This window comes from Mycobacterium sp. UM_Kg27 (assembly GCF_000972905.1).
In the GTDB taxonomy this organism is placed as follows: Bacteria; Actinomycetota; Actinomycetes; order Mycobacteriales; family Mycobacteriaceae; genus Mycobacterium.
Genome location: NZ_JRMM01000124.1, coordinates 1 through 12,928 on the forward strand (window position 1 = coordinate 1; position 12,928 = coordinate 12,928).

The following is a 12,928-nucleotide window of genomic DNA, read 5'->3' on the forward strand; positions in this document are numbered from 1 at the left end:
TGTATAAGAGACAGCTGCTGAGCCGGTCGCTGATCCTGCAGCTGCGGCCACTGGAGCCCGAGGACATCGCGGCGGTGCTGCGGCGCGCCATCGACGACGAGCGCGGCCTGGGCGGACGCATCGAGGTGGCGCCCGACGCCGTCGACCTGCTGGTTCGGCTGGCCGCCGGCGATGCCCGCCGGGCCTTGACCGCACTGGAAGTGGCGGCTGAGGCGGGCCGACGGGTGACCGTGGAGATCGTCGAGGGATCCCTGGATCAGGCCGCGGTGCGCTACGACCGCGATGGTGATCAGCACTACGACGTGATCAGTGCGTTCATCAAGTCGGTGCGCGGCTCCGACGTCGACGCCGCGCTGCACTACCTGGCCCGGATGCTGGTGGCAGGGGAGGACCCACGGTTCATCGCCCGTCGGCTGATGATTCTGGCCAGCGAAGACATCGGGATGGGCGATCCGACCGCGCTGCAGACCGCGGTGGCCGCGGCGCAGACCGTCGCGCTGATCGGCATGCCCGAGGCGCAATTGACCCTGGCGCACGCCACCGTGCATCTGGCAACAGCGCCGAAGTCCAACGCGGTGACCGCCGCGCTGGGCGCGGCCATGGCCGACATCCGGGCCGGCAAGGCCGGGGCGGTTCCGGCGCACCTGCGCGACGGGCACTATGCGGGAGCGCAGTCCCTGGGCAATGCGGTCGGTTACCGGTACGCCCACGACCATCCAGACGGCGTTGTGCCGCAACAATATCCACCCGATGAGCTGGTCGGGGTGGACTACTACCAACCCACCGGCCGGGGTGCGGAACGCGAGATCGGCGGGCGGTTGGCACGACTCAGGGCCATCATCCGGCGCCGCTAGCTCACCAGGCGTGCTTTTCGTCAGCCGGCCGAGCCGGCTTGGCCCAGCCAATCGGCCAGCGAGCGCCCGGCGTCGAGGACGTGTTGCTCGGCGATGGCGCGCGATGCCTCCGCGTCGCCAGTGGCCAGCGCCGTGACCAGCTTGCGGTGGTCTTCCAGTGAATGGTGCTCGTGCTCGGGAAACACCGTCAGGAAGTTCGTCGGTACCACCCGCGCCGCATGCCGGATCTGGATGAGCAGCTGCGGCGAATGCGCGGCCCGGTGAATCTCCTGGTGAAACTCCCAGTTGGCGTCGCCGATGGCGTCCGAGCCGCGTAGGGCCTCGACGTCGGCGACCAGCGTCCGCAGGCGCTCGACTTCGGTGGGGGAGATCCGCTCGGCGGCCCAGGCGGCGGCCTGCCCGGTCAGCACGCCCAGGATGGTGAAACTGTCCAGCACATCCTCGGGGCGAATCCCGATCACGGTGACGCCGCTGCGCGGTGCGACCTCCACCAGGCCTTCGTAGGACAACTCCAGCAGGGCCTCGCGCACCGGTGTGCGGCTGGTGGCGAACTCGGTGGTGATGGCGTCGAGGTCGAGGCGGGTTCCGGGCGCCAGTTCACCGGTGAGGATGCGATTGCGTAGTTCGCGGGCCGCGCGCTCGCGCACGGTGCCACCGATGTCGACATTGTTGGCCGCCACAGACGGATCGTACACGCCTTGAAATCCAATAGTTGATATCTGATATATCAGATGGTAGATATGGGGCATGACGACACGGACCGACCGGATGGCGCTGGTCGCCTTCATGCAAGCCGGCAACGCCTCGGTGTACGCCGGATCGTGGCGCCACCCCGCCACCGAGCACGGCTACCTCGACGCCTCCTACTACGCCAAGATCGGTCGGCAGCTCGAAGAGGGCTGCTTCGATCTGATGTTCTTCGACGACAGACTGGCGATGCCCGGCATCTACGGCGGTTCGGTCGCCGAAGCGGTCCGCTACGGCGCGCGGCCCGTGAAGCTGGATCTGTCCGTCGTGCTCGGCGTTCTCGCCCAGGCGACCTCGAAGATCGGCCTGGGCGCCACCTACTCCACCACGTATTACCCGCCGTTCCACGTGGCCCGCACCTTCGCCAGCCTCGACCACCTCTCGGGTGGCCGGGCGGCCTGGAACGTTGTCACCTCGGTCAATGACAGCGAGGCCCACAACTACGGCCTGGCGAGCCACCTCAGCCACGACGAACGCTACGACCGAGCGGATGAGTTCCTCGACGTCGTCGCCGGGCTCTGGGACACCTGGGAAGACGGCGCGATCGTGGCCGACCGCGGGGCCGGCATCTTCGCCGACCCGGCCAAGGTGCACGAACTCAACCACATCGGCGAGTACTTCTCCTCGCGCGGCCCGTTGACCGTGCCTCGAACCCCGCAGGGCCGCCCAGTGATCCTGCAGGCCGGATCGTCAGGGCGGGGCCGCGATTTCGCTTCCCGCTGGGCGGATCTGATCTTCACCGGGGACCCGGGCATCGAGGTGGCACGCAGTCACTACGCCGATCAGAAGAAGCGCATCGGTGACTCCGGGCGTGATCCCGCCACGGTGAAGCTCTGCCCGATGGCCTACGCGGTGCTCGGCGAGACCGAGGAGCAGGCCAAAGACCGCGAACAGACCCTGCTCAACGACCTGGTGCACCCCATGGCGTCGCTCACGCTGCTCTCGGAGCTGATGAACTACGACTTCGCCCAGCACAACCTCGACGACCCGATCACCGACGAGTTGATCGCCTCGGTGTCGGGAATCCGCGGCCTGGTGCAGAACCTGCGCACTCACATCGGCGGTGACATCACACTGCGCGACCTGGCCGGGCATCGGGCCACGCTGCTACAGGGACCACGCTTTGTCGGCACCGGAGCCCAAGTCGCCGACCAGATGGAGGAGTGGTTCCACGGCGGCGCCTGCGACGGATTCGTCTTGGCCGCAACGCATTCACCGGGCTCCTATGAGGATGTGGTGCGGATGGTCGTCCCGGAGCTGCAGCGCCGCGGACTGTTCCGCACCCACTACGAAGGCAACACCCTGCGTGAGCACCTGGGCCTGCCCCGGCCCGCCGCGGCCGCCGTACCGGCATGACAGGCGCGATGCTGGCCGGCATCCGGGTGCTCGACCTGGCCACCTTGGCAGCGGCGCCGCTGGTGGCCACCTATCTCGGCGAGTTCGGTGCCGACGTCATCAAGGTCGAGCAACCCGGCTCCGGGGACCCGATCCGCGGCTGGGGCAATCAGCGCGACGGCGTCGGGCTGATGTGGAAGTCGGTGTCGCGCAACAAGCGCTCGATCACCTGCAACCTACGACTGCCCGAAGGCCAGGATCTGGTGCGCAAGCTGGTGGCCCACTCCGATGTGGTGATCGCCAACACCCGTCCACAGACCCTGCGCGCGTGGGGGTTGGACTACGAGGCGTTGCGGGCGGTCAACGACCGCATCGTGATGCTGCACATCACCGGCTTCGGGCTCTCCGGTCCCAAGAGTGAGAGGCCGGGCTTCGGCACGCTCGGTGAGGCGATGAGCGGCTTTGCCAACATCACCGGTGAAACCGACGGCCCACCCACGCTGCCGCCGTTCATGCTGGCCGACGGCGTCGCGTCGCTGAATGCCGCCTACGCGGTGATGATGGCGCTGTATCACCGCGACATGCACGGCGCGTCGGGTCAGCTGATCGACGTCAACCTCATTGACCCGCTGGCTCGCCTGCTCGAGCAGACCCTGCTCGGCTACGACCAACTCGGTCTGGTGCCGACCAGAGCCGGCAACCGCTGGGACATCTCGGCGCCGCGCAACACCTACCGCACCGCCGACGGCCGCTGGCTGGCCATGTCGGGCAGTTCACCGGCGTTGGCACTGCGGGTGTTTCGGGCGATCGGGCGCGCCGACCTGGTGGACGACGCCGACTTCAGCGACCCGCAGCGCCGGCTGGCCCGCGCCCGCGAAGTCGATCAGGTGGTCGCCGACTGGGTGGCCACCAAGACCCTGGATGAAGCCATGGCGGTGTTCGACGCCAAACAGGTCGCGGCCGCAGCGGTATATGACATCACCGACCTGGTCGCCGACGAGCAGCTGGCGCATCGCGAAGTCTTCGTCAAGGTCGACGACGACGAACTCGGCGCCATGACCGTCCAGGCCCCGGTGCCGCGCTTCTCCGACGCGACCGGGCGCGTCGAACACCTGGGCCCTCGCCTGGGGGAGCACAACACCGAGGTCTACCGCGAACTGCTCGACCTCACCTCATCCGACATCGACGACCTGCACGCCCGCGGCGTGTTGTGACCCCCGAACCTCAAGGAGAGATCGCCCCATGCTGTTGCGCCGTTCCGAGTTGGCCGTGCCCGCTGCCAACCACAACATGTTCGCCAAGGCGGCCGCCTCGCAGGCAGACCTGGTCTTCCTCGACCTGGAGGATGCGACCGCGCCCGCCGAGAAAGTCGGCGCCCGCGCCAAGGTGATCACCGCGCTGAACGACCTGGACTGGGGACGCACCGCGCGCGCCATCCGGATCAACGGTCTAGATACGCAATGGTGCCACGATGACATCATCGAGGTGGTCACCGCCGCCGGCCACAACCTGGACACCATCGTCGTCCCCAAAGCCTGCACCGCCCGCGACGTCTGGTGGGTCGACCTGCTGCTCACCCAGCTGGAGGCCAAACTCGGCCTGGAACACCAGATCCGCCTCGAGGTGCTCATCGAGGAGGTCGAGGGGCTGGCCAACGCCGAGGAGATCGCCAAGGCCAGTCCGCGGATCGACGCGCTGATCTTCGGAGTCGGCGACTTCTCGCTGTCGCAGGGCGCGCGGGTGGACACCAACTTCGTACCGATCTGGGACTACCCAGGCGACTTCTGGCACTACGCCCGCAACAAGGTGGTTGTCGCGGCCCGCATCGCCGGCATCGAGGCCATCGACTCGCCCTACCCCGACTACGCAAACCGCGACGGCTACGAATCAGAGGCCCGCCGGTCCTCGCTGTACGGCTTCACTGGCAAGTGGGCGATTCACCCCACCCAGATCCCGGTCGCCAACGCGGTGTTCTCGCCGACCGCCCAGGAGATCGCGCTGGCTGAACGCAACATGGCCGCCTACCGCGAGGGTGAGGCGAAGGGGCTGGGCGCGGTCGGGGTCGACGGCGTGCTGGTTGACGCCGCGCACGTCAAGATGGCGCAGAACACCCTGGCGCGGGTAGCCCTGATAAACGGGGAGCGCTGACTCCGCCCGAGAGTGGCGGCGGCCCCTACCCTGGAGCTGGTGAACACCGAAGTGCTCGACATCGACACCTCGCGGCGTCGCACCGTCGACCTCACCGATCAGGTGCGGTCGTTCTGTGCCCGCCACGGTGACGGGCTGTGCAACGTCTTCGTGCCGCATGCGACGGCCGGGGTGGCGATCATCGAGACCGGCGCCGGCTCGGACTCCGACCTGGTCGACACGCTCGAGCGGCTCTTGCCGCGCGATGATCGCTACCGGCACGCGCACGGCTCGCCCGGGCACGGCGCCGATCACGTGCTGCCGGCGATCGTGGCACCGTCGATCACGGTTCCGGTGGCCGGCGGTGAGCCGCTGCTGGGCATCTGGCAGTCGGTGGTGCTGGTCGACCTGAACCGCGACAACCCTCGTCGAAGTGTGCGGTTGAGCTTTGTCGGCGTCGCCGCCACCTGAGGATCCTTGCCTGCAGAGAACCCGATCGGCAGCCCGGTACTGTAGTGCCGTCTAAACGGATGAGACGGCGGGAAGCGATAGATAGTGCAGACACACGAGATCAGGAAACGCTTCCTCGATCACTTCGTGAAAGCGGGCCACACCGAGGTGCCCAGCGCTTCGGTGATCCTGGATGACCCCAACCTGTTGTTCATCAACGCCGGCATGGTGCAGTTCGTGCCGTTCTTCTTGGGTCAGCGCACCCCGCCGTACGCCACCGCCACCAGCATCCAGAAGTGCATCCGCACGCCGGATATCGACGAGGTGGGCATCACCACCCGGCACAACACCTTCTTCCAGATGGCCGGCAACTTCTCGTTCGGCGACTACTTCAAGCGCGGTGCGATCGAGCTGGCCTGGACGCTGCTGACGGGCAGCGTCGCCGACGGTGGTTACGGACTCGACCCCGAACGGCTGTGGGCCACCGTCTATCTCGACGACGACGAGGCCATCGCGTTGTGGCAGGAGATCGCGGGACTGCCGCTTGAGCGGATCCAGCGCCGTGGCATGGCCGACAACTACTGGTCGATGGGCATCCCCGGGCCCTGCGGCCCGTCGTCGGAGATCTACTACGACCGCGGCCCGGAGTTCGGTGTCGACGGCGGCCCGGTGGCCAACGAGGACCGCTACATCGAGATCTGGAACCTCGTTTTCATGCAGAACGAGCGCGGCGAGGGCACCTCCAAGGAGGACTTCGAGATCCTCGGGCCGCTGCCGCGCCAGAACATCGACACCGGCATGGGCATCGAGCGGGTTGCCTTCCTGCTGCAGGGCGTGCACAACGTGTACGAGACCGACCTGGTAAGGCCGGTCATCGATCTGGTGGCCACTCGCGCGCCGCGTGGCTACAACAGTGGCAATGACGCCGACGACGTGCGATACCGGATCATCGCCGACCACTCCCGCACCGCGGCCATCCTGATCGGCGACGGCGTGAGCCCTGGCAACGACGGCCGCGGCTACGTGCTGCGCCGGTTGCTGCGCCGGGTGATCCGCTCGGCCAAACTGCTGGGCATCGAAGGCCCGATCGTCGGCGACCTGATGGCTACCGTGCGCGATGCCATGGGTCCGTCGTATCCGGAACTGGTCACCGACTTCGACCGGATCAGCCGGATCGCGGTTGCCGAGGAGACCGCGTTCAACCGCACCCTGACCTCGGGCTCGAAGCTGTTCGAGGACGCGGCGGCAGCCACCCGGTCTGCCGGGGTCACCGTGCTCTCCGGCAGCGACGCCTTCGCCCTGCACGACACCTACGGATTCCCGATCGAACTCACGCTGGAGATGGCCTCGGAGGCCGGCCTGCAGGTCGACGAGGCCGGGTTCCGCACGCTGATGGCCGAGCAGCGGCAGCGGGCCAAGGCCGACGCCGCCGCGCGCAAGCACGCCCACGCCGACCTGAGCGCCTACCGGGAGCTGATCGACGCCGGACCCACCGAGTTCACCGGGTTCGACGAGCTCACCACCGAAGGCCGCATCCTGGGCATCTTCGTCGACGGCAAGCGGGTGCCGGTGGTATCGCACGAGGACCAGAAGGGCATGGCCGCCGATCGCATCGAGCTGGTGTTGGACCGCACCCCGCTCTACGCCGAGGCCGGCGGACAGATCGCCGACGCCGGCACCATCAGTGCCGGGGCTGCCCAGGCGACGGTCACCGACGTGCAGAAGATCGCCCAGACACTGTTCGTGCACCGGGTCAACGTCGAGTCCGGCGAATTCGTCGAGGGTGACACGGTCACTGCAGCGGTGGACCAGGGCTGGCGCAAGGGGGCCACCCAGGGCCACTCGGGCACCCACATGGTGCACGCCGCGCTGCGGCAGGTGTTGGGGCCCAATGCGGTTCAGGCCGGCTCGCTGAACCGGCCCGGTTATCTGCGGTTCGACTTCAACTGGCAGGGCGCGCTCAGCGATGAGCAACGCCGCCAAGTTGAGGAGGTCACCAACGAGGCGGTGCAGGCCGACTTCGAGGTACACACCTTCACCGAAGAACTCGAGAAGGCCAAGGCCATGGGCGCCATGGCGATGTTCGGCGAGAAGTACCCCGAGAAGGTGCGCGTCGTCGAGATCGGCGGGCCGTTCTCGCTGGAACTGTGTGGCGGCACCCACGTGCATAACTCGGCGCAGATCGGTCCGGTGACCATCCTGGGAGAGTCGTCGGTCGGCTCCGGTGTGCGCCGTGTCGAGGCCTATGTCGGGCTGGACTCGTTCCGGCATCTGGCCAAGGAGCGGGCGCTGATGGCGGGGCTGGCCTCGTCGTTGAAGGTGCCCTCCGAGGAAGTGCCGGCCCGGGTGGCCAACCTGGTCGAGCGACTCAAGGCCGCCGAGAAGGAACTGGACCGCGCCCGGCTGGCCAGTGCCCGAGCGGCCGCGGTGAACGCCGCCGCCGGCGCCGAACAAATCGGTAACGTGCGCTTGGTGGCGCAGCGGATGTCGGGCGGAATCGGCGCAGGCGACCTGCGTTCGCTGGTCGGCGACATCCGCGGCAAGCTGGGGGAGACGCCCGCGGTGGTGGCTCTCATCGCCGATGGTGACGACAGCGTTCCCTACGTGGTGGCCGCCAACGCCGGCGCGCAAGAGCTCGGGTTGCGCGCCGACGACCTGGTCAAGGAGTTGGCGGCGGCGGTGTCCGGCCGCGGCGGCGGCAAGGCCGATCTGGCGCAGGGCTCCGGTAAGGACCCCGCCGGGATCGAGGCCGCGCTCGCGGCGATCCGCGCGTCGGTCGCCCGGAGCGCGCCGGCGTGACCTCACCCCACCATCGCACCCCGGACCGGCCCGGCAGGTCGGACGATCCCGGGCGCGGGCGACGACTCGGGGTGGATGTGGGCAGTGTGCGGATCGGAGTGTCGTGTAGCGACCCCGACGGACTCTTGGCGACCCCGGTAGAGACCGTGCGACGACACGCGTCGGGCTCGCACCTGCGCCGCCTGGCTGACCTTGCCGACGAATATGACGTCGTCGAAGTGGTGGTGGGCTTGCCGCGCACCCTGGCCGACCGGGCCGGCTCGGCCGCCGCGGACGCCATCGCGGTGGCTGACGACCTGGCCCGGGTATTGGCCCAGCGACGTCGGCTCGCCCCGGTGCGGCTGGCCGACGAGCGGCTGAGCACGGTCAGCGCGGCGCGGTCACTGCACCAGGCCGGGATGCGTTCCAAACGTCAGCGTTCGGTGATCGACCAGGCCGCCGCGGTGACGATTTTGCAGAGCTGGCTCGACCAGCGCCGGGCCCTGGGCGCGCCGGCCCCGACGGAGGACGACGATGTCTGACGACCAGTTCGGGAAGAAGGCCAGACCGGCGGCGGTAGGGCCGCCGAGGCGCCGGATGAGCCGCACCCAGCGGGCCCGGGAGAACCGGCGGCGACGCCAGCTCAACCGGCACCGCCGCATCGCCCGGGGCCTCGGTGTGGCGCTGATCGTCCTGGTCGCGATCGCCGGGGTCTTCGTGGGGTCCAAGTACTGGCACTCCAGTGGTCCCGTCGTCGACTTCACCGGTGACGGCGGCCAGCAGGTGCTGATCGAGGTGCACGAGGGCGACTTCACCACCGCGATCGCCGAAACCATGCTGGAGGCGGGGGTGATCGCCAACGTCGGGACGTTCCTGAGCGCCGCGCAGGGCAACTCCGCCATCGCGGCGATCCAGCCCGGCTTCTACCGCTTGCGGGCCGAGATCCCAGCCGCCACTGCGGTGCAGCAGCTCAGCGACCCGGAGAATCGGGTGGGCAAGCTGGTGATTCCGGAGGGTCGTCAACTCGACGACACCACCGACATGAAGACCGACCGGGTGACTCCTGGAGTGTTCACCCTCATCGCCGAGGCCAGCTGCCTGGACCTCAACGGTGAACGTACCTGTCTCAAGGCCCAGGATCTGCGCCGCGCCGCGGAGATCGAGACGCCGCAGGCACTGTCGGTGCCCGAGTGGGCCTTGGGGCCGGTCAGCAAGATGGGGCGCGACCACCGTCGCATCGAGGGGCTGATCACGGCGGGCACCTGGAACGTCGACCCGACCGCGTCGGCGCCTACCGTGCTGGCGAAATTGATCAGCCAAAGCAGTGCGGAGTTGGACAGGTCCGGCCTGCCGGGCACTGCCGTGCAGCTGGGCATGACTCCCTACGAGATGCTGGTGGTGGCTTCACTGGTGCAACGTGAAGCGCTGCCGCGCGACTTCGCCAAGGTGGCCCGGGTGATCGACAACCGGCTGGGGGAGCCGCAGCGGCTGGAGTTCGATTCGACGGTCAACTATCCGCTGGACCGCCAGGAGGTGGCCACCACCGACGCCGACCGGGCCAAGGTGACGCCGTGGAACACGTACGCGTCCGAAGGTCTGCCGGCCACTCCGATCTGCTCACCGGGCACCGACGCCCTGCATGCCGCTGAGCATCCGGAGCCGGGCGACTGGCTGTACTTTGTGACGATCGACAAGGATGGCACCACTTTGTTCACGCACAACTACCAGCAGCACCTGACCAACATCGAGATGGCGCTGGACAACGGTGTCCTCGACAGCTCCCGCTGAGCCCGGGCCGCGGCGGGCCGCGGTGCTGGGCTCGCCCATCGCGCACTCGCGGTCACCGCAACTGCACCTGGCGGCCTACCGGGCGCTCGGTCTGCCGGACTGGACCTATGAGCGCATCGAATGTGGCGCCGAGGAGTTGCCGGCGCTGGTCGCCGGTTTCGGACCGGAATGGGTCGGCGTCTCGGTCACCATGCCGGGCAAGTTCGCGGCCTTGGCGTTCGCCGACCAACGCACCCGCCGCGCCGAACGTATCGGCTCGGCGAACACACTGGTACGCACCGCAACCGGATGGTTAGCCGACAACACCGATGTCGACGGGGTGAGCGGGGCGCTCGGTTCGGTGTCGGGGTCAGCGATCGTGCTGGGCTCCGGCGGCACCGCGCCGGCCGCGGTGGTGGCGCTGGCCGAACTGGGTGCCAGCCACATCACGGTGGCCGCGCGCAACGCCGACAACGCCGCGCGGGTGGTGGCGTTGGCCACCGAAGTCGGTGTGCCGGCTCGCTTCTGCGCACTCGATGACCCGAACCTGGCCGCGGCGGCCGCCGACGCGTCGGTACTGGTCAGCACTCTTCCGGCTGACGTCGCAGCCCGATATGCGCCGGTTCTGGCCGGGGTGCCTGTGCTGCTGGACGCCCTCTACGATCCGTGGCCGACGCCATTGGCCACCGCGGTGAGCTCCGCCGGCGGCACCGTGATCAGCGGCCTGCAGATGCTGCTGCATCAGGCGTTCACCCAGGTTGAGCTGTTCACAGGCCGGCCCGCGCCTCGCGCGGAGATGACTTGCGCGGTCGCCGACCTCGGCTGAGCATGGCGCCATGGACGGGCCGAAAGTGGTGGCGGCGGGTTCAGTGCTGGCGTGGCTGACGCTGCTGAGCGGCTACGACATCCGCCAGCGCCGACTGCCGAATTGGTTGACGCTGCCTGCGGCGGTGCTGGTTCCGGCGCTGGCTGCCGTCGTGGGTCGAGGACCGGCGGCGCTGGCGGGCGCGGCGGCTCTTACCGGGGTCTATCTGGTCGTTCATCTGATCGCCCCGGCCGGATTGGGTGCCGGCGACGTCAAGCTGGCGGTCGCGCTCGGGGCGCTGACCGGGTCCTTCGGCGCTGACGTGTGGCTGCTGGCGGCGCTGGCCGCGCCGCTGCTGACCGGGCTGTGGGGGCTGTTCGTGGCGATGGCGGGCCGCGGGCCGACGGTGCCGCATGGGCCGTCGATGTGCCTGGCCAGCGCCCTGGCGGCGGGCTTGGCCGGCTGGTGAACGGGTGCCTGCCGGCGCCGGTTCGGGGATGTAATGCTCAGGGAACGTAAATTAACGTCGCCTGTGACCTTGCCAGGAAATGTTTGCCGCTCAGCCCGCTATTAGGTAACATCGGCTCTATTGAACTGCTGCTGACCGGTGCGTAGCCAGAGGGGGTGACCGTGAAGCGAGCTGTAGTTGGGGGCGTGGCAGCTGCCGCGGTCGCCGTCGGTGGGGGCATCGTCCTTGCCGGCAACATGGCATCTCCGTCCTTGCCTGACGTGCAGGTTCCGGCGATTCAGCTGTCCAGCGCCGAGGGAAACGACGCCACCGTGCAATGGCTGGACCTGTTTGCGCAGACCTCGGCTGCCAACGCGGATTCCTTCGGCGGCTACCTGCTGGACCCGAGTTCCGCTGTCCCGCCCGGTGAATCGCCGTTAGTGCTGATCGACCCGGAGACCTCCGCGGAGGACTTCGACCAGATCCTCGACGGGGTGGTCGGCAATGCCGGTAGTCAGCTCAATGCGGTGACCTCGCCGAGCAACGGTCGCGACGCCGTCACCTACCTGATCCTCAAAAACGGTTCCTGAACCCGGCTGGCGGGTCTCGAACCGGATCGAATCCCGGTTGCCGCAGCACTGAGCCGTGCGTGTGTGCAACCGTAACCTCCTCCAAGCCCGGGCGGGCCTGACCGGCATGGGAAGATGGGACACGTGTTGCGTTGGATAACCGCCGGGGAATCGCACGGTCGCGCGTTGGTGGCCCTGGTCGAGGGCATGGTCGCGGGAGTGGCCGTCACCTCGGCTGACATCGCCGATCAGCTCGCCCGCCGGCGCCTGGGCTATGGCCGCGGGGCCCGGATGAAGTTCGAGGCCGATGCGGTCACCGTGCTGTCGGGGGTGCGGCACGGGATCACCCTGGGCGGTCCGATCGCCGTCGAGATCGGCAACACCGAATGGCCCAAGTGGGAGACGGTGATGTCCACCGATCCGGTTGACCCGGCGGTGCTGGACGGCGAGGGCGGCGCCCGCAATGCGCCGCTGACCCGCCCGCGACCCGGCCACGCCGACTTCGCCGGCATGCTCAAGTACGGCTTCGACGACGCCCGCCCGGTACTCGAACGCGCCAGCGCACGTGAGACCGCCGCTCGCGTCACCGCGGGCACCATCGCCCGGGCATTCCTGGACCAGGCGTTGGGCGTTCAGGTGATCTCCCACGTGATCTCGATCGGCGCGTCCGACCCCTACGACGGTCCGGTGCCGCAACCGGCCGATCTGGCCGCCATCGATGCCAGCCCGGTGCGTGCCTTTGACGCCGGCACCCAGGAAGCCATGATCGCCGAGATCGAGGCAGCCAAGGCCGACGGCGACACGCTGGGCGGTGTGGTCGAGGTGGTCGTGTCGGGCCTGCCGATCGGTCTGGGCTCCTTCATCAGCGGTGATGACCGGCTCGACAGCCAGCTGGCTGCCGCGATCATGGGCATCCAGGCGATCAAGGGCGTCGAGATCGGCGACGGCTTCACCACCGCACGCCGGCGCGGCAGCGCGGCCCACGACGAGATGTACCCCGGGCCGGACGGTGTGGTGCGCTCCACCAACCGGGCCGGCGGCCTCGAGG

12 protein-coding genes and 1 pseudogene are annotated in these 12,928 nt (G+C 68.7%); 12 read left to right on the top strand and 1 reads right to left on the bottom strand.

What is annotated here, in order from left to right; all coding sequences use genetic code 11:
- Positions 1 to 854: pseudogene (locus LI94_RS16930) on the top strand (replication-associated recombination protein A); the annotation flags it as partial.
- Between the two features lie 20 nt (positions 855 to 874).
- Here LI94_RS16930 and LI94_RS16935 read toward each other — a convergent pair.
- Positions 875 to 1,534, bottom strand: a complete 660-nt coding sequence (locus tag LI94_RS16935) for a GntR family transcriptional regulator (RefSeq protein ID WP_046301917.1) — start codon at positions 1,532 to 1,534, stop codon at positions 875 to 877.
- A gap of 67 nt (positions 1,535 to 1,601) precedes the next feature.
- On the opposite strand from LI94_RS16935, the gene LI94_RS16940 reads away from it, so the two are divergent.
- The 11 genes from LI94_RS16940 to aroC form a co-directional block, all read left to right on the top strand.
- Positions 1,602 to 2,957, top strand: coding sequence for an LLM class flavin-dependent oxidoreductase (locus LI94_RS16940; protein WP_046301913.1), 1,356 nt, complete (start codon positions 1,602 to 1,604; stop codon positions 2,955 to 2,957).
- A gap of 8 nt (positions 2,958 to 2,965) precedes the next feature.
- A complete protein-coding gene (locus tag LI94_RS16945) occupies positions 2,966 to 4,150 on the top strand; it encodes a CoA transferase (protein WP_046301914.1) in 1,185 nt (394 codons plus the stop codon).
- 28 nt (positions 4,151 to 4,178) lie between these two features.
- Positions 4,179 to 5,084, top strand: a complete 906-nt coding sequence (locus LI94_RS16950) for a CoA ester lyase (RefSeq protein ID WP_024442162.1) — start codon at positions 4,179 to 4,181, stop codon at positions 5,082 to 5,084.
- Positions 5,085 to 5,135: 51 nt separating this feature from the next.
- Positions 5,136 to 5,534, top strand: coding sequence for a secondary thiamine-phosphate synthase enzyme YjbQ (locus LI94_RS16955; protein ID WP_164517992.1), 399 nt, complete (start codon positions 5,136 to 5,138; stop codon positions 5,532 to 5,534).
- 84 nt (positions 5,535 to 5,618) lie between these two features.
- Complete coding sequence (alaS, locus tag LI94_RS16960) at positions 5,619 to 8,312, top strand: alanine--tRNA ligase (RefSeq protein WP_024442164.1); 2,694 nt, start codon at positions 5,619 to 5,621, stop codon at positions 8,310 to 8,312.
- A complete protein-coding gene (gene ruvX / locus LI94_RS16965; RefSeq protein ID WP_024442165.1) occupies positions 8,309 to 8,833 on the top strand; it encodes a Holliday junction resolvase RuvX in 525 nt (174 codons plus the stop codon). The genes alaS and ruvX overlap by 4 nt, the downstream gene beginning before the upstream one ends.
- Positions 8,826 to 10,079, top strand: coding sequence for an endolytic transglycosylase MltG (locus LI94_RS16970; RefSeq protein ID WP_024442166.1), 1,254 nt, complete (start codon positions 8,826 to 8,828; stop codon positions 10,077 to 10,079). The genes ruvX and LI94_RS16970 overlap by 8 nt, the downstream gene beginning before the upstream one ends.
- The gene (locus tag LI94_RS16975; protein ID WP_046301915.1) at positions 10,057 to 10,884 is read left to right on the top strand and encodes a shikimate dehydrogenase; all 828 of its coding nucleotides are present in this window, start codon (positions 10,057 to 10,059) and stop codon (positions 10,882 to 10,884) included. The genes LI94_RS16970 and LI94_RS16975 overlap by 23 nt, the downstream gene beginning before the upstream one ends.
- Before the next feature lie 10 nt (positions 10,885 to 10,894).
- Positions 10,895 to 11,332 carry an A24 family peptidase gene (locus LI94_RS16980; protein WP_024442168.1) on the top strand — a complete coding sequence of 146 codons (438 nt, stop codon included), beginning with the start codon at positions 10,895 to 10,897 and terminating at the stop codon, positions 11,330 to 11,332.
- 185 nt (positions 11,333 to 11,517) lie between these two features.
- Positions 11,518 to 11,901 (top strand): hypothetical protein, encoded by a 384-nt coding sequence (locus tag LI94_RS16985; RefSeq protein WP_024442169.1) that lies wholly within the window; start codon positions 11,518 to 11,520, stop codon positions 11,899 to 11,901.
- Between the two features lie 123 nt (positions 11,902 to 12,024).
- The coding region (gene aroC / locus LI94_RS16990; protein WP_046301916.1) for a chorismate synthase at positions 12,025 to 12,928 on the top strand (904 nt) is incomplete at its 3' end.

Excerpts from the sequence above, each read along its gene's own strand:
- LI94_RS16940 (WP_046301913.1), top strand. The coding sequence starts at position 1,602 with ATGACGACACGGACCGACCGGATGGCGCTGGTCGCCTTCATGCAAGCC.
- LI94_RS16945 (WP_046301914.1), top strand. The coding sequence starts at position 2,966 with ATGCTGGCCGGCATCCGGGTGCTCGACCTGGCCACCTTGGCAGCGGCG.
- LI94_RS16970 (WP_024442166.1), top strand. The coding sequence starts at position 8,826 with ATGTCTGACGACCAGTTCGGGAAGAAGGCCAGACCGGCGGCGGTAGGG.
- LI94_RS16950 (WP_024442162.1), top strand. The coding sequence starts at position 4,179 with ATGCTGTTGCGCCGTTCCGAGTTGGCCGTGCCCGCTGCCAACCACAAC.
- LI94_RS16980 (WP_024442168.1), top strand. The coding sequence starts at position 10,895 with ATGGACGGGCCGAAAGTGGTGGCGGCGGGTTCAGTGCTGGCGTGGCTG.